Here is a 24,402-nt window from a genome sequence, read left to right on the forward strand (position 1 = left end):
GGATCCGCGAGCTTTGCAGCCAGGCGCCGATCACGCCCACGACGAGGCTGATGAGGATCGACACGACGCTCAGATAGATCGTCATGCCGACACCCCTAGCGAACTGGGTCGCATCATAGGGATCGTAGAGGATCGTAAAATTCAGCCCTGTAGTTTCGTAGAGACTGCGAAACCAATCGGCGATTTCCTGCATGCATGTCACCCACCGGCAGACGCAACCGGGGCACGGTCTTTCGGCGACCGCGCGCCGGTCGCTTGAGGCAAGTCAGGTCTGGTTCTTGTACTTGTCGTGCATGCGTTCCGAATAGTCGGTGGGCTTGATGCCCCACTTCTTTTCGAGGTCGATGATGGTGCCCTTCTTCATCCACTCGATCGTGGCCTTGGACACCAAATCCCTCAGGTCGTCGTTGCCCGGCGCAACGGCCATGATCCAGGGCGTCTCCATGATGCCCTTCAGCGGCATCGAATAGTCGGCGGACCATTGTTTATCGAGCAGTTTGCCCTGAATGAACGTCTGGTCGTAGAGATAGCCGACGCAATTGYCCTGCTTCAGCGCGACAAGCGGCTTGTCGGAGCCGTCAAGCGCGACGATCTTGGCGCCGTATTGCTGGGCGACGGATTTGTTGTAGAACGACCCGATGGTTGCGCAGAGTGGTTTGTCCTTTAGGTCCTCCCAGGACTTGATGTTCGCGCGGTTCGACATCAGCACATTGACCGAATCCGAATAATAGGGCGGATCGATCGCCTCCACGACCTTCCGGCGCTCAGGCTTGTCGGACATGGTGGCGATGAGAAGGTCGATTTTTCCCTGCTGGAGGAATTCCATCCGGTTGGCGGCCACGACCGGTACAAACTCCAGCTTGACGCCGAGTTGCTTGGCGATATCGGCGRCCAGATCGGGYTCGRTGCCGACGATCGCTCCGGACGGATCACGGAACCCGAACGGCTTGTAGTCGGCCTTGGTTCCGACGATCAGCGTACCGCGGGCCTTGATGTCGTCCACCTTGCCGGCCGACGCTTGCGCCGTCAGCATGGCAAGCAAGATACCCGCGACAGTAAAGGTTAGTCTCTTCATTCGCTCCACTCCTCCCGGATAATGCGCGTTGTGCCCGTCTCACCAGAGGTCATGGCGGAAGCGGACCAGTCAAAATGACAATAAGCCGGTAGCGCCGAAGCTAGAGCGCGCCTGCGGAAGGTCAATGAATGGGGCCGACGAGGTCTTTAAGGCGCACCGCGGCGAAACCGATTCACGCGACGCGCTTTAAGTCTTGGTTTGATGCATCGGTCGGCCAACCGCTGCGCACTCTCGGGCGACATGCATTGGGCCCTCACCCGACGGCCGCAGTTCGTGCATGCTCGACGATCGCCGAAGCCAACACGTCGAGGGCATCGATCTTCGCCATGTCGGCGTCGAGGCCATCGATCAGCAGCGAAAGTTCGGTGCATGCGATGGCTAGAAGATCGACATCGCCGGCAAGCAGTTGGCGCGCGACGGTGTTGAACCGGCTGCGCAAGTCAGCCGTCGCGCCTTCCTTCTTGACCRCCTTGATGACGGCCATGATTTCCGCCTGGTCGTCCGGATAACGGGTTTCGATGCCGAAGGCTTCGAAGGCTCGTTCATAGAGACCCAATTGCACCACCGCTGTGGAGGCGAGCATGCCGATCCGTCGACGAGGCAGCGGCTGGCGCGCGATCGCCTCGGCGGTCAGGGTGACCATGTCGAGAAGCGGAATCCGGACGGCCGCCGCGATGTCGCCGGCATAGCCATGGGCGGTGTTGCAGGCAATGGCGARCATCGTCGCCCCGGCGCTTTCCAGCCCCTTTGYCATGCGCACCAGTTCGTCGAGCGGACTGGGCCCCGTGCCGTTGATCAAAGCATCGATGCGGGACGGAACCTTCGGGTTCTGATCGACCAGGAGATGGATATGGTCGGCATCATCCGCGGCGGGCGTCGCCTCCATGACCCGGCGCATCAGGTCGATCGTAGCCGCCGGCCCCATGCCGCCGAGCACGCCGACAATGGGGTGAGCGGGCGRATAAAAGCGGGTCATCGCGATGCGGACCTCCTGAAATCCTTTCGGAGTTGGATGGGCTGCCGCTTAAGCATTGCTCTGGAGATCGGTCGGATAGCCGAACAAACCGGCGGAGCCGCCGGTATGAAGAAAGACGACAGTCTCGCCCTTCCTGAAGAAGCCCGTTTTAACCAGATCGATCAGCCCGGCCATGCCCTTTCCGGAATAGACCGGGTCAAGCAGAATGGCATCGGTGCGCGCCAGCATACGGATCGCCTCGATCGTATCGGCGGCCGGAAAGCCGTAGCCCTCGCCGACATAATCGCAATTGGCAACGACATCTTCGCGCCTGACGGCACCGGCAATGCCAAGCCTATCCGCCGTCCGGCGCGCGAGCGAAAAGACGTTCTCCTCCTGCGTTTCCTCGGGCGCGCGCACGCCGATGCCGAGCACCGGCACGCCGCTGTTGATGCCGGCCAGCCCGGTGACCAGGCCGGCCTGGGTTCCGGCACTGCCGGTCGCATGCACGACACGATCGATCTTCAGGCCGATGGCGTTCGCCTGGTAGATGAGCTCGATGGCAGCGTTCACATAGCCAAGCGCGCCCGTCGGGTTCGACCCGCCACCAGGTATCGCGTAGACCTTTCGGCCTTCGGCACGCAGCCGTTCGGCGGCCTTTTCCATCTCGCTATTCATGTCGGGATTAGCCGGGCAGCGCTCGATCGTCGCGCCGTGGAGACGGTCGAGCACTACATTGCCGTTTTCCTTGTAATCGAAATCGGTCTTGCCGGTTCTGTCTTCCAGCAGCAGATGGCAGGCCATGCCTAGCTTTGCGGCGGCGGCCGCGGTCTGGCGCGCATGATTGGATTGGGTTGCGCCCTGCGTTATGACGGTATCGGCGCCTTCGGCCAGCGCTTCCGCCATCAGGAATTCAAGCTTGCGCGTCTTGTTGCCGCCGGTCGACAGGCCGGTGCAGTCATCGCGCTTGATCCAGATCTCCGGGCCGTTCAATTCCCTTGTCAGGTTCTCGAGCTTTTCGAGCGGAGTGGGCAAATGGCCGAGCCTGACACGAGGATAGCGGGCAAGGTTCATCATCGTATCCTCCTTCATGGCAAGGAAATGYCGCATGCATGGATTTGAAGACGGCACGGCTTGAACCGGGTCTGTGCGCCCAGCCTTACATGGCGCYGCCGCAGGAGGTGGCAAGGAGGCCTATTGAAGCAGTCCCTTGACGATGGCGCTCGCCTTGGCGAAGTCCATCTGGCCGGCATATTTCTGCTTGAGCGCGCCGATCACCTTGCCCATGTCCTTCTGGCTGGCTGCGCCCGTGGCGGCGATCGCCTCGCGCGCCGCCGCAGCGATTGCCGCATCATCGAGCTGCTTCGGCAGAAACTCGCGGATGATCTCCATCTCGCCGCGCTCCTGCGCCGCCAGTTCCGGCCGCTTGCCGTCCTCGAAAGCCTTGGCCGACTCCTCGCGCTGCTTCACCATCTTGGCCAGGATTTGCAGGATCTCTTCGTCGCTCGCCGCGGGCTTGCCGGCGCCGCGATTGGCGATGTCACGGTCATGGATGGCGGCCTGGATCAGCCGCAGCGTCGGCAGGCGGTGCTTGTCCTGCGCCTTCATCGCGCTCTTCATGGAATCGGCGATTTTCTCGCGCATCGTGCTTCTCCTTCGATCGGGGCGGACAATAGCTTTGCCCACCTCATAAGGCAAATCCATGCAAACTGTTGATATTGCTTGAGGAAATAAATCGATTCCGTTCCGCGGAAGCGTCATTGACCGCTTTGGAGCCTTCCCCTATGTACTGAGCCTCGCATGAACTGAAAATTTGGTTGCGCGCAGGCTCGCGAATTCGCCGCCGCGCGCTGTTTGCTGCGCCGATCGTCTCGCAAACGGGACAATCGGAAGCAGCCTCTAGGAGTGCCGCCATGGCCACAACCACCGCCCCTTGGGCCACCGAAAAGCCGACCGCCCTGCTGGTGCTTGCCGACGGCACGGTGATCGAGGGTCGCGGCCTCGGCGCCATCGGGTCGGYCGTGGCGGAAGTCTGCTTCAACACTGCGCTGACCGGCTATGAAGAAATCCTCACCGATCCCTCCTATGCCGGCCAGATCGTTACCTTCACCTTCCCGCATATCGGCAATGTCGGCACCAACAGCGAGGATATCGAAGACCTCAACCCGGCGGCGCGCGCCGGCGCTGTGGGCGCCGTTTTCAAGGCGAACGTCACGGACCCGTCCAACTACCGGGCAGCCGGGCATCTCGATCAGTGGCTGAAGAAGCGCGGCATCGTCGCGCTTTCGGGCATCGACACCCGCGCTTTGACGGTGCTGATCCGCGAGAAGGGCATGCCCAATGCCGTCATCGCGCATGCGACCGACGGCATYTTCGACCTCGATGATCTAAAGCGGCAGGCCGCGGCCTGGTCGGGCCTCATCGGGCTCGACCTCGCCAAGGAGGTCACCTCGGGCCAGTCCTCGGTCTGGCGCGAGACGCCCTGGGCCTGGAGCAAGGGTTTCGGCGAGCAGGACGAGCCGTCGATGCACGTGGTGGCCATCGATTATGGCGTCAAGCGCAACATCCTGCGCCTGCTTGCCGGCCTCGGCGCCAAGGTGACCGTCGTCCCGGCCAAGACCGGGGCGGAAGAAATCCTCGCCATGCAGCCTGACGGTATCTTCCTGTCCAACGGGCCGGGCGATCCGGAGGCGACTGGCGAATATGCCGTGCCGGTCATCCAGGATCTGTTGAAGACGGACATCCCGGTGTTCGGCATCTGCCTCGGCCACCAGATGCTGGCGCTGGCGCTCGGCGGCAAGACCGAGAAGATGCATCAGGGCCATCATGGCGCCAATCATCCGGTCAAGGATCACACGACCGGCAAGGTCGAGATCGTCTCGATGAACCACGGTTTCGCCGTCGACGCCGACTCGCTGCCTGAAGGCGTCGAGGAGACGCATGTCTCGCTGTTCGACGGCTCGAATTGCGGCATCGCGCTTACCGGCCGGCCGGTGTTCTCGGTCCAGCACCATCCCGAGGCCTCGCCCGGCCCGCAGGATTCGCACTACCTCTTCCGCCGCTTCGTCAAYCTCATCCGCGAGCGGCGCGGCCAGCCGGCGCTGGCCGAACGYGTCTGACTGGACGAACGCGTCTCAGGCGGCGTCGGTCACCACCTCCTGCGAGTGAATGCGCTCGACTTCTCGCGGCGTCGGCTTGCCCACCTTCGTCACGAAGACGATAACCGCCAGCGTGAGAAAAACCGCGCCGACCACATAGGGCGCGCCGCCAAACGCCACCGGCGCGCTCGGTCCGGTGAACCAGGAGAAGATCGCCGTATAAAGCAGCGGCGTGACGATCGAGGTGATCGAGAAGATCGAGGTCATCGCGCCCTGCAACTCGCCCTGCGCCGAAGGCGGCACCTTGGCCGCAGCAAGGCTTCTGAGCGGCGGATCGGCAAGCGCCTCCAGGCAGCCTGCGACGATCACCGCGTAGATCATCCAGCCCTGTGTCGCAAATGCATAGCCGAAGGCGCTGAGCGCAGTGAAGGTTAGGCCGATCGCCGCCGTCTTCCATTCGCCGAGTTTCGGGATGACTCTTGGCAGCACCGTTGCCATGACGATGGCGCCGCACAGGCCGAAGGCGCCGAGCGAAAAGCCGATCTGCTGTTCGTCCCAGCCGTAGCGATAATTGGAGACGAAGGACCACACCGCCGGATACATCATGTGGCCGAGCGTCATCAGGAAGAAGACGAGCCCGATCCAGCCGATGCCCGGATAGTTGCGCATCTGGATAAGCGTGCCGACCGGGTTCGCCCGCTTCCACTCGAAGCGGCGGCGATGCTGYTCATCCAGCGTTTCAGGCAGGAAGAACATCGCAATCAGGAAGTTCACGAAGGCAAGTCCGGCGGCGAAATAGAACGGCACGCGCGGCCCGAACGTGCCGAGCAGCCCGCCGAGCACCGGACCGATGACGAAGCCGACACCGAAGGCGATGCCGAGCAGGCCGAAATTCTTCGCCCGGTTCTCGTCGGTCGAGATGTCTGCGATGAAGGCCGACGTCGTCGAGTAGCTGGCGCCGGAAATGCCGGYGAGAACCCGGCCGATGAACAGCATCGGGTAGGACCAGGCGATGGCGCAGATCAGATTGTCGATGGAAAAGGTGAGCACCGAGGCAAGCAGGATCGGCCGCCGGCCGCAGCGGTCGCTCAATCCGCCGATGACCGGCGCGAAGAAGAACTGCATGGCCGCATAGACGAAGAACAGCCAGCCGCCCTCGATCGCCGCCTCGCTGATGCCGACACCGCTCAGTTCCCGCAAATAGGCCGGCAGCACCGGCATGATGATGCCGAAGCCGATAATGTCGAGCAGCAGCGTGGTGAAAACGAGCGCAAGGCCCCGCTTGGCGGTCTTGGGGTCGATCATGATGCTGTCAAGCTCCTCAACCACCCTAGGCGGGAGGCACCTTATAGGTGAGCTTGCCGCCAGGAACAATAAGCGAACGACGCCAACTGCCTCATCCTGACATCAACTGCCCGCTGTCAATCCCCAATCACTATCCCAGCACGATAGTGGGTAGGAACCGGAGTGAGCAGGAACTGAATGCTCCTCAGATCGGGCCGCTCAAGGTATTGCAGTCTGACAGCTTGCCGCYTTTGTATCCACGCGCCAGCCAGGTCTGTCGCTGCTGAGACGTGCCGTGGTTGAAGCTTTCCGGAACGACATAGCCCTGCATCTTTTTCTGCAGCGTGTCGTCGCCGATCTGCTTGGCGGCGTTCAGCGCGCTTYCCATGTCACCCTGCTCCAAAATGCCCTTCTGCCGGGTGTAGTGAGCCCATACGCCTGCGAAGCAGTCGGCTTGGAGTTCAATACGCACCGACATCTGATTGGCCTCGGYCTCGCTCGCGCCTTGCCGCAACTCGTTGAACTTGRCCATAATGCCGAGCTGGTTCTGCACATGATGACCAACCTCATGCGCGACGACATAGGCCCGGGYGAACTCGCCGGAAGCGCCGAACTGCCGGTCGAGCTGTTGGAAGAAGGTCATGTCGAGATAGACCTTGTGGTCGCCGGGGCAATAGAACGGCCCGGCCGCGGAACTGGTGAAGCCGCAAGCCGAACGGACCTGGTTGCTGAACAGCACCAGCTTGGGATCCTCGTAGTTCCTGCCCATCGACTGAAAGATGCCGGCCCAAGTATCCTCGGTATCGGCGAGCACCGTGGCCACGAACTGCTTCATCTCGTCGTTTGCGGGCGAGTTGGTGTCGTCCCGGCCGCTGTTGCTGGAAATCTGGCCGCCGCCAAGGTCGACGCCGTTCAGTAGCTGTAGCGGATTGATGCCGAATACGCCCCAGGCTATCAGCGCGATCACCGCGAAGACGATGAGGCTGGAAATCGACATGCCGCCGCCGGCGTTGCCGCCGATCGGTATGCGGAACTGACCAGAGCCACCGTCGCCGAACCCACCGCCGCCGCTATCGCCGCGGTCGTCCTCGATGTTGTCGCTCTGACGACGGCCTCTCCAAAGCATGGAAACTCCTCGAACCGCGAATATGCCGGGAATCCGGCCCGCCAACCGCCCCCCTTACCCACAATTATCGCAACGGATAGGCCGAGTCACAGCATTTTTCTTGTCGCCAAGGGCGCCAAGAAAGGGCGACTTCGTTGCCTACCGAACTATGCTTCCGCCAAGATTTGAGTCGCTGCGGCCGATCTGGTTCAGCGCTCGGAGACTCAACGGGCGGAGGTCATCGCCCTGCGAAAAGCTTCCAGCGTCTCGGCGCTGACATGATGCTCGATGCCTTCGGCGTCAATCCGCGCCGTCTCGGCGCTGACGCCCAGCGAGCGCAGGAAGGCCTCCACCGTCTGATGYCTGACACGGCTCTCCTCCGCCACCTTGCGGCCGGCATCGGTCAGGAACACGCCGCGATAGGGCTTTCTGGACACCAGCCCGTCGGCGCAGAGCCTGGTCAGCATCTTCGCCACGGTGGGCTGCGCGACRCCAAGCCTGGCGGCGATGTCGACCTGACGCGCCTCGTTGCCGTCCTCGATAAGATCGGCGATCAGCTCGACATAATCCTCGACGAGCGCGCTGCGGCGCGCTTCGCGCGTCTGCCGGAATCCTTCCGAATGGATCTCGGCATCGGGAAGCGGTTTTTCACGTCGAACCGGTCTGTTCCTTAGCGCCAATATGCGCACCTCCTTCGGTGCCGAAGCTTGAATCGGCATCCTATTCATAACACGGACCCTAATGGTCCGGCCGTTTATTTGCATTCCCGCCGGCGCGCAACGCCCCTGCGTCATCGGACAAAAGCACAAACAATGAAATATAGCCTATTGCATAATGTTGAGCCATGGCATAGATAAGGGCACAGTTGACATTACCCGGTATTCTCCATGTCCGACGCCGAAGCAGCCGCCRTATCCCGCTCCTCGTGGCAATTTGCCCGGACCGACGAAGGCGAGCAGCCGAGCCTGCGCGAGGTCAATGCCTCGATCGGGGTGCCGAAGACGGGTATCTGGCTTCGYCGCCTGTTCGCCTTCATGGGCCCGGGCTACATGGTTTCGGTCGGTTATATGGACCCGGGCAACTGGGCGACGGACCTCGCCGGCGGCGCCCAGTTCGGCTACACGCTGCTTTTTGTCATCATGCTGTCGAACCTGATGGCGATCCTGTTGMAGGCGCTGGCCGCGCGGCTCGGCATCGCCACCGGCCGCGACCTCGCTCAGGCCTGCCGGGCCCACTATCCGCGCCAGGTCAATTTTCTGCTCTGGGTCGTCTGCGAGCTCGCAATCATCGCCTGCGACCTTGCTGAGGTGATCGRCACGGCGATCGCGCTGCAGCTTCTGTTCGGCATTCCGCTGATCGGCGGCGCCCTCATCACCGCGCTCGACGCCTTCCTCGTGCTCCTGCTGATGAACAGGGGCTTCCGCTATCTCGAAGCCTTCGTCGTCGCGCTGCTGATCGTCATCTTCGGCTGCTTTGCCATCCAGATCTTCGTCGCCGCGCCGCCGGCCGGCACGATCCTGCATTCGATGTTCGTGCCGTCGTCCGAGATCGTCTCCAACCCGGCAATGCTCTACATCGCCATCGGCATCATCGGCGCCACCGTGATGCCGCACAATCTCTACCTGCACTCCTCGATCGTACAGACGCGAGCCTATGAGCGTACCGAAACAGGCAAGCGCGACGCCATCAAGTGGGCGACGACGGATTCGACGATCGCGCTGATCCTGGCGCTGTTCGTCAACGCCTCGATCCTGATCGTCTCGGCCGTGGCCTTCCAYGGCACCGGGCACCTGGAAGTCGCCGAGATCGGGCAGGCATATTCATTGCTGTCGCCGCTGCTGGGCTTGAGCATCGCCTCGATCCTGTTTGCGGTCGCGCTGCTTGCCTCGGGCCTCAACTCGACGGTGACCGCGACGCTCGCCGGACAGATCGTGATGGAGGGCTTTTTGCGCCTGCGCATTGCGCGATGGGCGCGCCGGCTCCTGACCCGCGGCGTCGCCATCGTCCCGGTGATTGCCGTCACCGCTCTTTACGGTGAAAAGGGCACGGCCCAACTGTTGGTCTTCAGCCAGGTCATCCTGTCGATGCAGTTGCCCTTTGCTGTGGTGCCCCTCGTCCAGTTCGTGTCGGACCGCAAGAAGATGGGCCATTTCGCCATCCCGCGCGGTGTGGCGGCACTCGCCTGGGTGGTCGCCGCCATCATCCTGGCGCTCAACTTCAAGCTGCTTTACGACACCGTCACCGGCTRAGATCGACCACGACATTCGAGCCGGCCGCGCTATCTTCTCGCCATGACTGGATCGGATGAGGCGCGAAAATTCTACGCCAAACTGCTGGCCGCCCATGCGAGGTCAGCCGACCCCCGCCTTGAAGAAGTGTTCGCCTCGGTGCCGCGCGAGGCCTTTCTCGGTCCCGGTCCTTGGACCATCCTCGCAGGCGACGGCAGCGTCAAAACGCCCACGGCCGACCCAAGCTACATCTATCAGAACGTGCTTGTGGTTCTCGACGCCGACAGGGGCATCAACAACGGCGAGCCTGTCCTGCATGCCATGTGGATCGGCAAGGTCGAGCCGAAGCCCGGCGAGGCCGWCACCCATATCGGCGCCGGCACCGGCTATTACACCGCGCTGCTGGCCAAGCTGGTCGAACCGGGCGGTAGGGTCACCRCGTTCGAGATCGAAGGGAACCTTGCCGCGCAGGCCGAGCTAAATCTCGCCGCATACGGCAATGTCGAGGTCATCCACGGCAACGCGGTAACCGGCGCGCTTCCGCCCTCCGACATCATCTATGTCAATGCCRCCGTCACTGCCCCTCCCGCGGGCTGGCTGAGGGCGCTCAAACCCGGCGGCCGTATGGTCTTCCCGTGGCGCCCGGCGGAACGGGTCGGGCTCGCCGCGCTGGTCATCCGCCTGGAGAGGGGTTTCGCCTGCCTGCCCTTCATGGGCTCATGGTTCATCCCTTGCGTCGGCGCCTCTGTCGCCGGCCCGGAGGCAAGGGTGCCGACCCGCGAGCGCGCGACGCGCACGCGCTCCATCTGGCTGACGCAAGACAAGGCACCGGATCGCACGGCCACCGCCGTCTTCGGCGATGTCTGGTTCTCGTCGCGCAGCATCCGCACCGGCGGCAGGCGTTAAAGAAATTTGCCGGCCCGTGTCGAAAAGGGGCATTGTCGCTCGTCCTTGGGCTGAAATCCGGCCGTGACGGCGCGGATCACGAAAGGGAGAAGACAGATGCGAAAGATCATCGCCGCCACATTCGTCAGCCTCGACGGCGTCATGCAGGCGCCCGGCGGTCCGGAAGAGGATCCTGTCGGCGGGTTCGAGTTCGGCGGCTGGACGTTCCATTACTTTGACGAGGTGGCAGGCGCGGCGATCGATGAACTTTTCTCCAAGCCCTTCGCCCTGCTGCTTGGCCGCAGAACCTACGACATCTTCGCCGCGTACTGGCCGTATCAGAAGGATTCGATCGCAGATGCCTTCAACCCTGCGACCAAATATGTGGCGACGCATCGGCCGGATACCCTGACCTGGCAGAACACGCAATCGCTCGGGCCTGATATCGTCGCGACGCTGCGCCGCCTCAAGCAGGAAGATGGACCTGACTTCCTCATCCAGGGGTCGGGCAACCTGATCCAGACCCTGCTCGCCAACGGGCTGATCGACGAGATCCGGCTGATGATCTTCCCGCTGTTGCTGGGCAAGGGCAAGCGGCTGTTCGGCGACAGCGCGATGCCTGCGGCTTTCAAGCTCACCAAGTCGCAGGTCTCGACCACGGGCGTCATTATGGCGACCTATGAGCGCGGCGGCGAAATCCGCACGGGTTCCTTTGCCCAACAGGAGCCCTCCGAGGCCGAACTCGAGCGGCGCAGGAATTGGAAATAGCACAGCCCTTTCCTCGCCCCCACGAATGTGGGGGAGAGGTGGCTCGGCGAAGCCGAGACGGAGAGGGGGACTGCTGCGACGCCAAAGCCCACTCTCCGGCCGCTTCGCGGCCACCTCTCCCCCCGCTTTGGCGGGGGCGAGGAACCACTCACGCCGCTTGGCGATACCGCGCCAGACCCTCACGGATGTGAGCCGCGAAGGCTTGCGCGGCCGGCGCGACGGCGTGTTTCGGCAGGTGCAAATTGACCGAAAAATTCGGCAGCGCCGGCAGGTCGGCATCGGACAGGATGTCGAGATCGGCCGGAACCGTCGAGGCAAGCCACGTGGTCACCGCAAGGTCCGAGCGCACCGTGGCCGTCGTTGCGTCGATGTTGCCGTTCTCGAACACGGTGCGCCAGTCGAGCCCATGCTCGCCGAGCGCTGCCAGCACCGCCGGACGGAAGGCGCAGGTGTCGGCAACCATCGACACCGGCAACGGTCGTTTGAGACGCGCCGAGCCGCCGCGGGCGCCGACCCAGACCAGCCGGTCGACCAGCAGGCATTCCCCCGCCGTCGGGCCGGCCCGCTCCTCGATGATGGCGAGATCGATGGTCCCTGCCGCCAGCGCTTCCGCAAGTTCCGGCGAGGAGGCGCAGACCAGCGAAATCTCCACTTGCGGATGGGCCCCGGCGTAGGCCTTGAGCACGGGTTGAAGCAATGTGCCGACGAGGTCGTAAGGCACGCCGATCCGCACCTGCCCTGCGACGGCCCTGCCGCTTATCTCCGCCAGGATCTCGTCATTCATCTGAAGCAGGCGCCTGCCCCTGTCGAGCAATCGCTCGCCGGCGCGCGTCAGCTTCAAGCCGCGGCGGTCGCGCTCGAACAGGGTCTGGCCGAGCACCTCCTCCAGCCGCTTGATCTGCTGGCTGACAGCCCCCTGGGTCAGATGAAGGGTGTTGGCCGCCGCCGTCATGCTCGCCTTGTCGGCCGTCATGACGAAGGTGCGAATGAGCGTGACATCGAGATCGCGGATCATCTCTTCATTATAATCCCTAATGCAAGTCATATCAAATATTGCATTTACTGATGGATTAAACGGCCTAGCATGCCGGCTTCCTCGACAGGGAAAGCCTGGATGTCCGAGACTATCATCCCCCTCGTTCTGTTCGCGCTGATCTCCACCTCGACACCGGGCATCGCGACGACGCTGTCCACCGCTTCCGGCGCGCAGTTCGGCTTTCGCCGCTCCGTGCCGCTGATGGCCGGCAGCGCCGCCGGGCTGGCTTCGGTCGCGGCGGCAGGCGCGGCCGGCCTCGCGGGACTGCTGGCCGCCGTTCCCTCGTTGCAGCTCGCGATGAAGGTCGCCGGCTCGCTCTATCTGATCTGGCTGGCGCTCAAGATCGGCCGCAGCGGCCCGCCCAATCTCGACGTCAGCATGGCCAAGCCGAACAGTTTTTTCGGCGGCGCGGGCATTCAGTGGATGAATCCGAAAGGCTGGGCGATGGGGCTGGGTGCTGCCGCCTCCTTCGCGGCGCTTGCGGACGGCCCTTTGCAGCTTGCGCTGCTGCTCGGCGCCGTGTTCGGCCTTGCTGCGGCTTTCTCGCTGTCGCTGTGGTGCGTCGCCGGCGCGCTGCTTGCCCGGCTGCTCAGGACCGAACGGCAGTGGCGGGCGCTCAATATCGTGCTTGGCCTGCTGCTCGCCGCTTCGATCCTGCAGATGTGGCGGCCGGCCTGAAACCGGCCGTTCTCCAGCTTTTGCGAAGGCCTATTCCGCCGGCATGGCAACCGGACGGGCAAGCGCACGACCGCCGAGCACCACGCCCACGCCGACCATGGGGAACACCGCCGCGACCAGGCCGAGATCGGCCGGCACGCCGTAGCGCAGTACCGCTCCGCCGACCACGGCCCCCAGCGCGACGCCAAAATAGAGCGCTGAAGCGTTGAGCGACAGCACGATCGGGGCGGCATCGGGCGCTATCTTGATGATGCGGCTAGCCTGCGCCGGCGGGAAGGCCCAGCCGACGATGCCCCAAGGCACCATCATGCCCATCAGTGCCAGCCCGGCGAGCTGGTGCGGCAGGAAGGCCGGGATCAGTGAGAAGGTGACGAGCGTGGCCGCGCTCAGCAGAAGCGACCAGCAGACGGTGCGCGTCGCGCCGAAACGGTCGGCGGCCTGGCCGCCGGCGATGTTGCCGATGACGGCGCCGATGCCGAAGGCAAGCAGCATGCCGGGCAGCGCCAGCGGACTCAAGCCGCCGCCCTGGATGGCCAAGGGCGCGATGAAGGCAAAGACGGTGAAGGCGCCGACCAGAGCGAGCACAGTCGTCACCAGGATCGGCATCACGCCCGGGCGCACCGCCGCCGCCAGCCGCGCCTTGAGAGGCAGCCTGGTGCCGATTATGCCGCGCGGCAGGCGCCACCAGAGGATCGCGCCGGCGAGCGCGCCGAGCCCGGCAATGGCGAAGAACGTGCCGCGCCAGCCGGCAATGGCCGCGACCAGCGCGCCGAGCGGCGCGCCGACAGCCACCGCGACCGTGGTRCCGCCGACGACAACGGCGATGGCGCGGGCCCGGTGGTGGTCATCGACCAGCGCCACCGCGGTTCCCTGCGCGGTCGCGGCAAACAGTCCGGACGACAGCGCCATGACGATGCGGGCAATGAGCAACAGTTCGAAGGACGAACTCAGCGCCGCCACCAGATTGCCGATAACGAAGAATACCAGCGTCCACAGGATGACGCGCCGCCGGTCCCACTCGCCGGTCAGCGTGGCGAGAATGGGCGCGCCGATCGCATAGGCGAGCGCGAAGGCGGTGATCAGCGAGCCGGCGAGCGCCACGGAGATGCCGGCATCGGCGGCGATATCGGGAAGCAGGCTGGAGATGACGAAGCCTTCGGTAGAGATCGCAAACGATCCGAGCGCAAGCCAGAAGATCCGCTTGTCCATGGGAGATTCCTTAGTTCAAAAGTTATTGAACAATTGGACATAACAGGGCATGATGTCAACGGAGCCTGACAAAAATAGCTGAAGCCTCCTGACAGCCCTGTGTCAGCACGGGGCCAGGACGAAGAACGAAACGAAGAAGCTGTGTAAACCGAGCAGAAGAGGAGACGCGTTGAAGTTGGCACCGTTTGAGCCTAATTCTCAGCCATGACCCTGCCCCATCCAACCGCAGAGCAAATCAGCCTGCCGATCGTGCTTGCCGTGCTCGGTGACCCGACCAGGCTTGCCATCGTGCGTTATCTGGCCAGCAAGGAAGGCGTGCCGCTGAACTGCAGCAAGTTCCTCGATCTCGCCTCCAAGACCAACCTCAGCTACCACCTCGCCAAGCTGCGCGAGGCTGGCATCACGCGCACCGAAGCGGTCGGCACCAGCCGGCTGATCACGCTGCGCCGCGACGACCTCAACAACCGCTTTCCCGGCCTGCTCGACAGCGTGATTGCGGCTGCGGAAGGCGATCCGGCGCTCCCGGCGGTTGGCACCGCAGAGGTCGAGGTCCCGGTCTGAGCCGGGTTCTCATCGCGAAAGCCCAGAGCAACAAGACATATTCAGGATGACATCGCGCAGCCTTGTCTCCTATAAACACCTCGGCTTGTGGTGGGCGCCTTGAGTCTTGTCGCATTGAGTCGGGTCGCGCCTTGGAAAATCGCAGTGCATTGCCAATGGCCGAAGGATGAGGCGCAAAGTTACGCTCCGATCGACGCTTGAGGCACTCCTCGCCGCTCCGTTGCTGATGGCCGCCCTACCGGCGGTGGCGCAGGATGCGCCGGGAGCGATCATTTCCATCGTCGGCGGCCTCGCTCCGGACGATCTGCTCAACGTCCGCGCCACCGCCTCACCGGGAGGAACGGTGAAGGCGCGCCTGCCCAACGGCGCGGCCGTGAAGAATCTCGGCTGCAACCTCATCAACGGTTATCCCTGGTGCAAGGTCGAGGATATGCAGGACGCGCACGTCGTCGGATGGGCGCCCGCCCGCTACCTCAGTCCCACCAACCCGGCGCCCGCACCTGAAGATGCCGCCGCGCCGGCGACCGAGGCCGTCGCGCCCCAGCCCTCCGACGACGCACCGCCGCCAAACATTACGGCGCGCCTGCGCGGCAGCCAGCCGGCCGAACCGCCATCCGCAGCCGACATCGGAATGACCGCCATGCAGGACGCCTATGGTCTCGCCTTCGCGGCATCAGCGGCGGCAGGCGCTGAACCCCAGGCCCCGGCTCCGGACGCCGCCGGCGGCATCCCCTGCGCGCGCCGCATCGGCCAGCCGATGACCCGTTGCGAGATAAGCGTCGCGCGCACCGGCGGCGACAGCGCCGTGACCGTGACCTGGCCGGATGGCGGCACGCGCGTCATCACCTTCCGCGGCGGCATGCCCGCCGGCTCGGACTCGCCGGACAAGTTCCGCTTCACCCGCGAAGGCACGCTCAACATGATCCGCGTCGGCGTTTCCGAGCGCTTCGAGATCACGGATGCGCTGGCGCTTGGAGAATAGGGAATAGGCAGTAGGCATTAGGCAGTAGGGGAAAGACGGCGTCGCCCCCCGCAGCCCTATTGCCTACTGCCTACCTCCTACTGCCTTACCTCGCATTTTCGGGGTTACATCGGGCAAAACTCTTCCCTATAAGGCCCTCCTAGCCTGATACCAGAATCGCAAGCACAACCGGCCGGGTCCTCCCCCCGTCCCGGTTTTTCGTGCAAGCCGCTCGCCGAACGGAATTCAAGAGACATGCCAAGACGCACCGACATCAAGTCGATCYTGATCATCGGGGCCGGCCCCATCGTTATCGGCCAGGCATGCGAATTCGACTATTCCGGCACGCAGGCCTGCAAGGCGCTGAAGGAAGAGGGTTTCCGCGTCATCCTGGTCAACTCCAATCCGGCCACCATCATGACCGATCCGGAGCTGGCCGACGCCACCTATATCGAGCCGATCACGCCGGAAGTAGTGGCGAAGATCATCGCCAAGGAGCGGCCGGACGCGCTCTTGCCCACCATGGGCGGCCAGACGGCGCTGAACACGGCGCTGTCGCTGCGCCGCATGGGCGTGCTCGATCGCTATAATGTCGAGATGATCGGCGCCGACGCCGCGGCGATCGACAAGGCCGAGGACCGTGCGCTGTTCCGCCAGGCGATGAGCAAGATCGGGCTGGAGACGCCGCGCTCGATGCTGGCCAACGCCACCGAGGTCAAGGACGCCGATCGCAAGATCCACGAGGCCGAGCGCGCGGCGCTGAAAGCGGAGCACCCCGAAAACCTCGACGCCGCGCTCGACGCCCTGGAGACGCGCTGGAACCTCGGCGAAGGCGACCGCAAGCAGCGCTATATCAGCTACGCCATGGCGGTCGCCGCCCAAGCGCTCGACCATGTCGGCCTGCCGGCGATCATCCGCCCCTCCTTCACCATGGGCGGCACCGGCGGCGGCATCGCCTACAACCGCGCAGAATTCTACGACATCGTGCAGTCCGGCCTCGATGCCTCGCCGACCACCGAGGTGCTGATCGAGGAAAGCGTGCTCGGCTGGAAGGAGTATGAGATGGAGGTCGTCCGCGACAAGGCGGACAACTGCATCATCATCTGCTCGATCGAGAACATCGACCCGATGGGCGTGCACACCGGCGATTCCATCACCGTGGCCCCTGCCCTGACGCTGACCGACAAAGAGTATCAGATGATGCGCAACGCCTCGATCGCGGTGCTGCGCGAGATCGGCGTCGAGACCGGCGGCTCCAACGTGCAGTTCGCCGTCAACCCGGCCGACGGCCGCCTGGTGGTGATCGAGATGAACCCGCGCGTCTCGCGCTCCTCCGCGCTCGCTTCGAAGGCCACCGGCTTCCCGATCGCCAAGGTCGCGGCCAAGCTCGCCGTCGGCTACACGCTGGATGAGCTGGAGAACGACATCACCGGCGGCGCAACGCCGGCTTCCTTCGAGCCGTCGATCGATTACGTGGTGACGAAGATCCCGCGCTTTGCCTTCGAGAAATTCCCCGGCGCCGAGCCGGTGCTGACCACCGCCATGAAGTCGGTGGGCGAGGTGATGGCCATCGGCCGCACCTTCCAGGAATCGCTGCAGAAGGCGCTGCGCGGACTGGAAACCGGCCTGACGGGATTGGACGAGATCGAGATCCCCGGGCTTGGCCACGGGCCTGCCGCCGCCAATCACGTCGACGACCGCAACGCCATCCGCGCCGCGCTCGGCACGCCGACGCCGGACCGGTWGCSCATGGTGGCGCAGGCGATCCGCATGGGCACCTCGCTCGAAGACTTGCACGCCATGTGCAAGATCGACCCGTGGTTCCTCGAGCAGATCGCCGGCATCATCGCCATGGAGGAGCGCGTGCGCGAGCACGGCTTGCCTGAGGACGCCGCCAATCTGCGCATGCTGAAGGCGATGGGCTTTTCGGATGCCCGCCTCGCGTCGCTGACGAAGACCGACGTGGAAGCYGTTCAGAGGACTCGTGAAAAGCTCGGCGTTCATCCGGTCTACAAGCGCATCGACACCTGCGCCGCCGAGTTCGCCTCGCCCACCGCCTATATGTACTCGACCTACGAGACGCCTTTCGCCGGCGAGCTCGCCAATGAGGCGCGGGTGTCTTCGCGCAAGAAGGTCGTGATCCTCGGCGGCGGTCCGAACCGCATCGGCCAGGGCATCGAGTTCGACTATTGCTGCTGCCATGCGGCCTTTGCGCTGYGCGACGCCGGCTTCGAGGCGATCATGGWCAACTGCAACCCGGAGACCGTCTCGACCGACTACGACACTTCCGACCGCCTCTATTTCGATCCGCTGACGCCGGAGGACGTGCTGGAGATCCTGCGCGCCGAGCAGGCATCGGGCGAGCTCGTCGGCGTCATCGTCCAGTTCGGCGGCCAGACGCCGCTGAAGCTAGCGGATGCGCTGGAGAAGGCCGGCATCCCGATCCTCGGCACCTCGCCCGACATGATCGACCTGGCCGAAGACCGTGACCGCTTCCAGAAGCTTCTGCACAAGCTCGGCCTCTCCCAGCCGAAGAACGGCATCGCCTATTCGGTCGAGCAGGCGCGCCTCGTCGCCGCCGAGCTCGGCTTCCCGCTGGTGGTGCGCCCGTCCTACGTGCTCGGCGGCCGCGCCATGCAGATCATCTACAACGAAGGCATGCTGCAGACCTATCTGCTCGACACAGTGCCCGGCCTGGTGCCGGAGGACATCAAGCAGAAATACCCGAACGACAAGACCGGCCAGATCAACACGCTGCTCGGCAAGAACCCGCTCTTGTTCGACACCTATCTCACCGGCGCCACCGAGGTCGATGTCGACTGCCTGTGCGACGGCAAGGAGACCTTCGTTTCCGGCATCCTCGAGCATATCGAGGAAGCCGGCATCCATTCGGGCGACTCGGCCTGCTCGCTGCCCGTGCATTCGCTGCACCCGGACCTTGTCGACGAGTTGGAGCGGCAGACCGCGGCCTTGGCCCGCGCGCTCAATGTCGGCGGCCTGATGAATGTGCAGTATGCGATCAAGGACGGCACGGTCTATGTGCTGGAAGTGAACCCCCGCGCCTCGCGCACCGTGCCCTTCGTCGCCAAGACCATCGGCCGGCCGATCGCGAAAATCGCGGCCCGCATCATGGCCGGCGAGACGCTGGAGAACGCCTTCGCCCATTACGGCGCCATGCCCGACGCGCGCAGTCCCGGCCACATCGCAGTCAAGGAAGCCGTCTTCCCCTTCGCCCGTTTCCCCGGCGTTGATATTCTGCTCGGGCCGGAAATGCGCTCGACCGGCGAGGTCATGGGCCTCGACCGCGACTTCGCTTTGGCCTTCGCCAAGAGCCAGCTCGGCGCCAATGTCGACCTGCCGCGCTCCGGCACGCTGTTTGTCTCGGTCCGCGACGAAGACAAGAAGGGCATCCTGCCCGCCGTCAAGCGCCTCGCCGGCCAGGGCTTCAAGGTGCTCGCCACCTCCGGCACCGCACGCTTCCTCGCCGAGAACGGCGTGGTGGCGGAAAAGATCAACAAGGTGCTCGAGGGCCGTCCCCACATCGAGGACGCCATCCGCAACCGCCAGGTCCAGATCGTCTTCAACACCACCGACGGCCAGAAGGCCGTGTCGGATTCGAAGTCGCTGCGGCGGGCGACGCTGATGCAGAAGGTGCCGTACTACACGACGCTTTCGGGAGCGGCGGCCGTGGCGGAGGCGATTGCGGCGCTAAGAGCGGGGAACCTCGAGGTGAGACCGCTGCAGGAGTATTTTGGGTGAGGAGCTAACCTTATGGGAGGAGAGAAAGCTCACCCTCACCCCTGCCCCTCATACGCCCTCCCATCCTTGTGCAGAAACCGCCCATCCGAACTCGGGCTCATCATGTCGATGTCGGAGCAGATGATGACATCGTCCGGGTTGCGCGAGCCGACTTCCAGGTAGCGGGCCGTGGTCGATGAGCGGTTGATCATGTGGTGGCCGTTGCCGCTGTTCTTGGCGAAGGCCGCGCAGTCRCCGGCCCTGAGCAGCGTTTCGCCGCGGTCCTCGAYCAGCGTCAGCTCGCCCTCCAGCACATAGACGAATTCATCCTCATGGCTGTGCCAGTGGCRCTGGCTTGACCAGCCGCCGGGCGGGAGCGTCATCAGGTTGACGCCGAAATCCTTCAGGCCGCCCGCATCGCCGAGACGGCGGCGCGTGCRTTCGGCACAGGGCTGGTCGAAGGGTGCGGGGTAGCCGGAGCCTTTGCGGACGGGGACTGCTGAGATGTCGATTTTGGGCAACGACGCCTCCCTAATTGGTGTTGATATCCAGCCTACAAGCGGCCTTCGCAACTGTTTCGGCTTGCTTCCGAATGTCGGCGCTGCCCCTCATCCGCCTGCCGGCACCTTCTCCCCGTAGAACGGGGAGAAGGGAGCTGGCTGCGACGCCGGCGCCTTTTCTGCAACCGCGGAGGTTGGCGAAATCATCGGCGCAGGCGTGTTTCTCCCCGTCACTATACGGGGAGAAATGCCCGGCAGGGCAATGAGGGGCGGCGCCGGCGTTCGGCAAGTGTGAACTTAAGACAGGGACGGTACCGGATTCGCCAGGGGCCTTGCGAGCGGTAACGCAGGACATGGCGCTCTACGGCGCCCCCCTCGCCTCATCCCTGATGCGCCACCGCCAACTCCTTCACGTGCTTCTCGTGCATCTTCAGCACCGGCAGCGTCTTCTTGGCGAATTCCTTGATCGCCGGGTCTTCGCCCGATTTCGCATAAGTGCTGAACAGGGCGACGGCGTCCTTGTGCGCATCCGACTGCATCTCGATGTATTTCTTGTCGAAATCCTTGCCGCTCGCGCCCTTCAATTCATCGAGCTGCTGCTTCTGCTTCGGCTGCAGCGCGGAATCGGAGGGCTTGATCGAGGAGGTCGTCTGGCCCTGGCTGAGCGCCGCCTTGAAATCTTGGCCAGCCTTGGTGTGGTCGGCAATCATCTGGGCGGCGAAGGCCTTGACGTCGGCGGATGGCGATTTCTGCTGCGCCAGCTTGCTCGACTGGATCTCGAATTCGTTGGCGTTGGGCACAGTGGCGACGAAGGTCTGGGTGTCGACCTTGTCCTCGGTCACCATGGGGCCGACCGCATCCGGGCTGGTATCGTTCGACTGGGCAAGGGCCGCCGGCGCGCCGGCAAGCAGGGCGACTGCGGCCAGGGGCAGAAGCGTTCTCATGTGAAGTCTCCAATCAGCCCCTCGTATACTCAAACGCGGAATGGACCTGCGGGTTGCGCCTAACCCTTGACGCCGCCGGCGGTGAGGCCGGAGACGATCTTGCGCTGGAAGATGAGCACCAGCACCACCAAGGGCACGGTGACAATCACCGACGCGGCCATGATGTTGCCCCACGGGATCTCGAACTGCGAGGTGCCGGAAAGCAGAGCGATCGCCACCGGCACGGTGCGCTGCGCATCGTTGGAGGTGAAGGTCAGCGCGAACAGGAACTCGTTCCAGGCGCCGATGAAGGCGAGCAGCCCCGTCGTCGCCAGCGCCGGCCACATCAGCGGCAGGAAAACGCGTGTGACAATGATCCAGGGCGTCGCACCATCGAGGATCGCCGCCTCCTCGATCTCGACCGGCAGGTCGCGGACGAAGGTGGTGAGCACCCAGACGGTGAACGGCAAGGTGAAGATCATGTAGGAGAGGATCAGCGCCAGAAGCGAATTGTAGAGGCCGGCCCAGCGGATCATCTCGAACAGGCCGGCCAGCACCGCCACCTGCGGAAACATCGACACCGACAGGATGCCGAGCATCAGCGCCGCGCGGCCGCGGAAGCGGATGCGCGCCAGCGAATAGGCGGCGGTGATGCCGAGCAGCAGCGAGATCAGCACAACGGCGCCCGAGACGACCAGCGAGTTCACGAGGTTGCGCACGAACGTGCCCTGGGTCAGCACGTTGGTGTAGTTGGCGAGGCTGGCCGACTTCGGCCAGAGGTTCGCCTCGAACAGCTCGGTCCCCGACTTCAGGCTGGTGACGATGGCATAGTAGAAGGGGAAGACGGCGATAAAGACGATCGCCGCCACCAGCAGGTAGAAGGCCGCGCGCTTGGCGATCCTCATGTCAGCGGCCTCCGTCCAGGTTGATCCGGGCGATGCGGATGTAGGAAATGGTCAGCAGCGCCAGGATCAAGAACAGCAGCGTCGAGGCGGCCGAGCCATAGGCGAACTTGTCGAACTCGAACAGGTTCTCGCGCGCGAACACCGACATCGACTTGGTGTGCACATTGTTAGGCGTCAGCACATAGATCAGGTCGAAGATGCGCAGCGCATCGAGGGCGCGGAAGATCACGGCCACCATCACCRCCGGGCGGATGAGCGGCAACGTCACCCACCAGAAGACCTGCCACGGGTTGGCGCCGTCGAGCCTGGCCACCTCGATGATCTCGCGCRGCAGCATCTGCAGCGCTGCAAGGATCAGCAGCGTCATGAACGGCGTCGTCTTCCAGATGTCGACGATCAGCACCGCGACCATCGCCGTATCGGCACTCGCCGTCCAGGCGATCTTGGCATGAATCAGGCCGAGGTGGAGCAAAACGACATTGATGATGCCGAACTGGTCGTTGAGCATCCACTGCCACATCTTGGCCGAGACGATGGTCGGGATCGCCCAGGGAATGAGGATCGCCGCCCTGGYGATGCCGCGGCCGCGGAACTCGGCGTTGAGCACGAGCGCAACGATCATGCCGAGGATCGTCTCGCAGGTCACTGACGCCGCCGTGAAAAGCACCGTGTTCCATACCGCCCGCCACCACACCGGGTCGACCAGCAGCCCGTCATAGACCCTGCGGCCGCTCGGCAGGCTCAGCATCGAGAAGTAGTTGGCGAAGCCGACCCATCGGCGGGCGCCGAGGTCGGACAGCGAGGCGTCGGTGAAGCTGAAGTAGACGGTGCGGATGAGCGGCCAGCCGGCGACGGCCGCAAGCACCAGAAGCATCGGCGTGAGGAACAGCCATGCCGAGCGCACGCGCTGGCGCATCAGCCGCGAGCGTCCGCGCCTGGCAGTGGCATGCGTCGATTCCGCTTTTGCCGCGGATGACCGGTTCGCGTCCGCTCTGCCGGCGCGAGCGCCCGCGCCTGCCTCTGCCGGCGTTGCGGTCACCAGCCGCTGCCCATCAGYTTGGTCAGCGTCACCTCGAGATCGCCGAGATTGTCGGCGGCGCTGCCTTCGCCGGACAGGGTCTTATGCACAGCAGTCCAGAACTGGCTCGACGCCTCGTTGTATTTGACCTTGACCGTTGCCGAGGGGCGCGGCGCCGCGTTGAGGAAGACATCTTTCCAGCGCGGGATGATCGGCTGTTCCCTGGCGATGTCGGCATCCTCATAGAGTGCCTGGATCGTCGGCAGGTTGGATGTCCTCAGCGTCCGGTATTTCTGCATCTCCGGCGAGGCGATGAACTTGACCAGTTCGATCGCCGCGTCCTGGTGCTTCGAATATTTGGAGACGGCAAGGTTCCAGCCGCCGAGCGTCGCGACCGGCCGCGCGCCCTCGCCCGTGCCTCCCGGAAGGGGCGCGACGTCGAACTTGCCCTTTATCGGCGAGTTCTCACTGTTGCCCAGCGCATAGGCATAGGGCCAGTTGCGCATGAAGACCGCATTGCCGGTCTGCCAGACGCCGCGCGATTCCTCTTCCTGATAGGCGAGYACGCCCGGCGGCGAGATGGTGCCGATCCACCCCTTCACCATGTCGAGCGCGGCCGCGGCCTTCGGGTTGTTGATGGAAATGGTGCCGTCCGGCTCGATGATCTGGCCGCCGCCATTCGACATCACCCATTCGAGGGCGTTGCAGGTCAGCCCCTCATAGGCGTTGCCCTGGAAGACGAAGCCCCAGATATCCTTGTTGCCCGCAGCCCGCTCCTTGTCCATCACAAGCTTGGCGGTCTCGCCCAGCTSCTTCCAGGTGGTCGGCACCTTGGCGCCGTATTTGTCGAGCAGATCCTTGCGGTAGTAGAGCGCCGGCGCATCGRTGAAGATCGGCAGCGCCACCAGCTTGCCGTTGACGGTCTGYGACTGGATGATCGACGGGAAATGCTTGGCCACGACATCCTTGGTCACCTCGGTCAGGTCGACGAGCTGGCCGGCGAGCTGAGGCGCCCAGATCACGTCGGTCTGATAGACGTCGATGTCGGTGTTTCCGGCCGCCAGCCACAGCTTGTACTGGCCGAACTGGTCGGTCGTCGACGGCGGCATCATGACGATGCTGACCTTGTTGCCGCTCTGCTTCTCGTAGCGCTCGAGTATCTCGCGAAGCACCTTGATGCCGTTGCCGGTGTCGCCCGACACGATCGACAGCTCGACCGCGCGCGCCGGAGCGGCGGCCAGCATGGCGCCGACTGCAAGCGCTAGAAATGCGTGAAGAAACTTCATGGCGGTGGACCTCCCTTTGCGGTTGCGACGGAGACCGCGCGTCGACAACCGTCAGATGCCCACCCAGCACTTGAATGCGGAGCACCRCTTTGGGTTCCAGACATAGCTGTCCGGCATAAATTGGCGGCGCGCCGTCAGCACCGAGTGCGGAAAAGCCCAGTCTGACCGAAAGGATTTGGGGGCGATCCA

22 protein-coding genes and 1 pseudogene are annotated in these 24,402 nt (G+C 64.1%); 8 read left to right on the top strand and 15 right to left on the bottom strand.

The genetic code is table 11. From position 1 onward, the window contains the following. From ORS3428_RS05755 to ORS3428_RS05775, 5 genes and pseudogenes are all read right to left on the bottom strand, one after another. Positions 1 to 193: pseudogene (locus tag ORS3428_RS05755) on the bottom strand (amino acid ABC transporter permease); the annotation flags it as partial. A gap of 72 nt (positions 194 to 265) precedes the next feature. Next, positions 266 to 1,075, bottom strand: coding sequence for a transporter substrate-binding domain-containing protein (locus tag ORS3428_RS05760; protein ID WP_071095397.1), 810 nt, complete (start codon positions 1,073 to 1,075; stop codon positions 266 to 268). A gap of 253 nt (positions 1,076 to 1,328) precedes the next feature. Beyond that, positions 1,329 to 2,051, bottom strand: a complete 723-nt coding sequence (locus ORS3428_RS05765) for an aspartate/glutamate racemase family protein (protein ID WP_071095399.1) — start codon at positions 2,049 to 2,051, stop codon at positions 1,329 to 1,331. A gap of 48 nt (positions 2,052 to 2,099) precedes the next feature. Further along, entirely contained in the window at positions 2,100 to 3,104 is a 1,005-nt protein-coding gene (locus tag ORS3428_RS05770) for a D-cysteine desulfhydrase (RefSeq protein WP_071095646.1), read from the bottom strand. Between the two features lie 120 nt (positions 3,105 to 3,224). Continuing rightward, a complete protein-coding gene (locus tag ORS3428_RS05775; RefSeq protein WP_071095401.1) occupies positions 3,225 to 3,674 on the bottom strand; it encodes a GatB/YqeY domain-containing protein in 450 nt (149 codons plus the stop codon). A 269-nt stretch (positions 3,675 to 3,943) separates the two neighbouring features. On the opposite strand from ORS3428_RS05775, the gene carA reads away from it, so the two are divergent. Further along, the gene (gene carA, locus ORS3428_RS05780; RefSeq protein ID WP_071095404.1) at positions 3,944 to 5,149 is read left to right on the top strand and encodes a glutamine-hydrolyzing carbamoyl-phosphate synthase small subunit; all 1,206 of its coding nucleotides are present in this window, start codon (positions 3,944 to 3,946) and stop codon (positions 5,147 to 5,149) included. Between the two features lie 15 nt (positions 5,150 to 5,164). Here the strand turns inward: carA and ORS3428_RS05785 are convergent, their stop codons facing one another. The 3 genes from ORS3428_RS05785 to mntR all read right to left on the bottom strand — a co-directional run bounded on the left by ORS3428_RS05785 (position 5,165) and on the right by mntR (position 8,197). After that, complete coding sequence (locus ORS3428_RS05785) at positions 5,165 to 6,433, bottom strand: TCR/Tet family MFS transporter (RefSeq protein WP_071095406.1); 1,269 nt, start codon at positions 6,431 to 6,433, stop codon at positions 5,165 to 5,167. Between the two features lie 184 nt (positions 6,434 to 6,617). Further along, positions 6,618 to 7,538 carry a KPN_02809 family neutral zinc metallopeptidase gene (ypfJ, locus tag ORS3428_RS05790; RefSeq protein ID WP_071095409.1) on the bottom strand — a complete coding sequence of 307 codons (921 nt, stop codon included), beginning with the start codon at positions 7,536 to 7,538 and terminating at the stop codon, positions 6,618 to 6,620. A gap of 203 nt (positions 7,539 to 7,741) precedes the next feature. Further along, the gene (mntR, locus tag ORS3428_RS05795) at positions 7,742 to 8,197 is read right to left on the bottom strand and encodes a manganese-binding transcriptional regulator MntR (protein ID WP_071095648.1); all 456 of its coding nucleotides are present in this window, start codon (positions 8,195 to 8,197) and stop codon (positions 7,742 to 7,744) included. 207 nt (positions 8,198 to 8,404) lie between these two features. On the opposite strand from mntR, the gene ORS3428_RS05800 reads away from it, so the two are divergent. The 3 genes from ORS3428_RS05800 (at position 8,405) to ORS3428_RS05810 (ending at position 11,398) form a co-directional block, all read left to right on the top strand. Beyond that, the gene (locus ORS3428_RS05800; protein ID WP_071095412.1) at positions 8,405 to 9,766 is read left to right on the top strand and encodes an Nramp family divalent metal transporter; all 1,362 of its coding nucleotides are present in this window, start codon (positions 8,405 to 8,407) and stop codon (positions 9,764 to 9,766) included. Between the two features lie 42 nt (positions 9,767 to 9,808). Beyond that, entirely contained in the window at positions 9,809 to 10,651 is an 843-nt protein-coding gene (locus ORS3428_RS05805; RefSeq protein ID WP_071095414.1) for a protein-L-isoaspartate O-methyltransferase family protein, read from the top strand. Positions 10,652 to 10,747: 96 nt separating this feature from the next. Continuing rightward, positions 10,748 to 11,398: a dihydrofolate reductase family protein gene (locus ORS3428_RS05810; RefSeq protein ID WP_071095416.1), complete on the top strand. Its 651-nt coding sequence runs from the start codon at positions 10,748 to 10,750 to the stop codon at positions 11,396 to 11,398. 148 nt (positions 11,399 to 11,546) lie between these two features. Here the strand turns inward: ORS3428_RS05810 and ORS3428_RS05815 are convergent, their stop codons facing one another. Further along, positions 11,547 to 12,413 carry a LysR family transcriptional regulator gene (locus ORS3428_RS05815; RefSeq protein WP_083355013.1) on the bottom strand — a complete coding sequence of 289 codons (867 nt, stop codon included), beginning with the start codon at positions 12,411 to 12,413 and terminating at the stop codon, positions 11,547 to 11,549. A 99-nt stretch (positions 12,414 to 12,512) separates the two neighbouring features. On the opposite strand from ORS3428_RS05815, the gene ORS3428_RS05820 reads away from it, so the two are divergent. After that, positions 12,513 to 13,112, top strand: coding sequence for a LysE family translocator (locus ORS3428_RS05820; RefSeq protein ID WP_071095651.1), 600 nt, complete (start codon positions 12,513 to 12,515; stop codon positions 13,110 to 13,112). A gap of 30 nt (positions 13,113 to 13,142) precedes the next feature. On the opposite strand, the gene ORS3428_RS05825 is transcribed toward ORS3428_RS05820, so the two are convergent. Beyond that, positions 13,143 to 14,321: an MFS transporter gene (locus ORS3428_RS05825; protein WP_071095420.1), complete on the bottom strand. Its 1,179-nt coding sequence runs from the start codon at positions 14,319 to 14,321 to the stop codon at positions 13,143 to 13,145. A 204-nt stretch (positions 14,322 to 14,525) separates the two neighbouring features. Here ORS3428_RS05825 and ORS3428_RS05830 point away from each other — a divergent pair, with 204 nt between their 5' ends. From ORS3428_RS05830 to carB, 3 genes are all read left to right on the top strand, one after another. Next, complete coding sequence (locus ORS3428_RS05830; RefSeq protein ID WP_071095423.1) at positions 14,526 to 14,882, top strand: ArsR/SmtB family transcription factor; 357 nt, start codon at positions 14,526 to 14,528, stop codon at positions 14,880 to 14,882. A gap of 166 nt (positions 14,883 to 15,048) precedes the next feature. Further along, the gene (locus tag ORS3428_RS05835; RefSeq protein ID WP_071095425.1) at positions 15,049 to 15,864 is read left to right on the top strand and encodes an SH3 domain-containing protein; all 816 of its coding nucleotides are present in this window, start codon (positions 15,049 to 15,051) and stop codon (positions 15,862 to 15,864) included. 234 nt (positions 15,865 to 16,098) lie between these two features. Next, complete coding sequence (gene carB, locus ORS3428_RS05840; protein WP_071095427.1) at positions 16,099 to 19,602, top strand: carbamoyl-phosphate synthase large subunit; 3,504 nt, start codon at positions 16,099 to 16,101, stop codon at positions 19,600 to 19,602. A gap of 35 nt (positions 19,603 to 19,637) precedes the next feature. Here carB and ORS3428_RS05845 read toward each other — a convergent pair whose 3' ends face one another. The 5 genes from ORS3428_RS05845 to ORS3428_RS05865 form a co-directional block, all read right to left on the bottom strand. Beyond that, positions 19,638 to 20,102: a cupin domain-containing protein gene (locus ORS3428_RS05845; protein ID WP_071095429.1), complete on the bottom strand. Its 465-nt coding sequence runs from the start codon at positions 20,100 to 20,102 to the stop codon at positions 19,638 to 19,640. A 359-nt stretch (positions 20,103 to 20,461) separates the two neighbouring features. Next, positions 20,462 to 21,025: a DUF4142 domain-containing protein gene (locus tag ORS3428_RS05850; protein WP_071095431.1), complete on the bottom strand. Its 564-nt coding sequence runs from the start codon at positions 21,023 to 21,025 to the stop codon at positions 20,462 to 20,464. A 59-nt stretch (positions 21,026 to 21,084) separates the two neighbouring features. Continuing rightward, on the bottom strand, positions 21,085 to 21,909 hold the full coding sequence (locus ORS3428_RS05855) for a carbohydrate ABC transporter permease (protein ID WP_071095433.1): 825 nt from the start codon (positions 21,907 to 21,909) through the stop codon (positions 21,085 to 21,087). A gap of 1 nt (position 21,910) precedes the next feature. Then, the gene (locus tag ORS3428_RS05860) at positions 21,911 to 22,825 is read right to left on the bottom strand and encodes a carbohydrate ABC transporter permease (RefSeq protein ID WP_071095653.1); all 915 of its coding nucleotides are present in this window, start codon (positions 22,823 to 22,825) and stop codon (positions 21,911 to 21,913) included. Between the two features lie 119 nt (positions 22,826 to 22,944). Further along, on the bottom strand, positions 22,945 to 24,213 hold the full coding sequence (locus ORS3428_RS05865; protein WP_071095435.1) for an ABC transporter substrate-binding protein: 1,269 nt from the start codon (positions 24,211 to 24,213) through the stop codon (positions 22,945 to 22,947). Positions 24,214 to 24,402 lie beyond the last annotated feature (189 nt).

It is taken from the genome of Mesorhizobium sp. ORS 3428 (assembly GCF_001854785.1).
Lineage (GTDB): Bacteria > Pseudomonadota > Alphaproteobacteria > Rhizobiales > Rhizobiaceae > Mesorhizobium.

Excerpts from the sequence above, each read along its gene's own strand:
- ORS3428_RS05775 (WP_071095401.1), bottom strand. The coding sequence starts at position 3,674 with ATGCGCGAGAAAATCGCCGATTCCATGAAGAGCGCGATGAAGGCGCAG.
- ORS3428_RS05770 (WP_071095646.1), bottom strand. The coding sequence starts at position 3,104 with ATGAACCTTGCCCGCTATCCTCGTGTCAGGCTCGGCCATTTGCCCACT.
- ORS3428_RS05830 (WP_071095423.1), top strand. The coding sequence starts at position 14,526 with ATGACCCTGCCCCATCCAACCGCAGAGCAAATCAGCCTGCCGATCGTG.
- ORS3428_RS05835 (WP_071095425.1), top strand. The coding sequence starts at position 15,049 with ATGAGGCGCAAAGTTACGCTCCGATCGACGCTTGAGGCACTCCTCGCC.
- ORS3428_RS05855 (WP_071095433.1), bottom strand. The coding sequence starts at position 21,909 with ATGAGGATCGCCAAGCGCGCGGCCTTCTACCTGCTGGTGGCGGCGATC.
- ORS3428_RS05815 (WP_083355013.1), bottom strand. The coding sequence starts at position 12,413 with ATGATCCGCGATCTCGATGTCACGCTCATTCGCACCTTCGTCATGACG.
- ORS3428_RS05810 (WP_071095416.1), top strand. The coding sequence starts at position 10,748 with ATGCGAAAGATCATCGCCGCCACATTCGTCAGCCTCGACGGCGTCATG.
- ORS3428_RS05850 (WP_071095431.1), bottom strand. The coding sequence starts at position 21,025 with ATGAGAACGCTTCTGCCCCTGGCCGCAGTCGCCCTGCTTGCCGGCGCG.
- ORS3428_RS05820 (WP_071095651.1), top strand. The coding sequence starts at position 12,513 with ATGTCCGAGACTATCATCCCCCTCGTTCTGTTCGCGCTGATCTCCACC.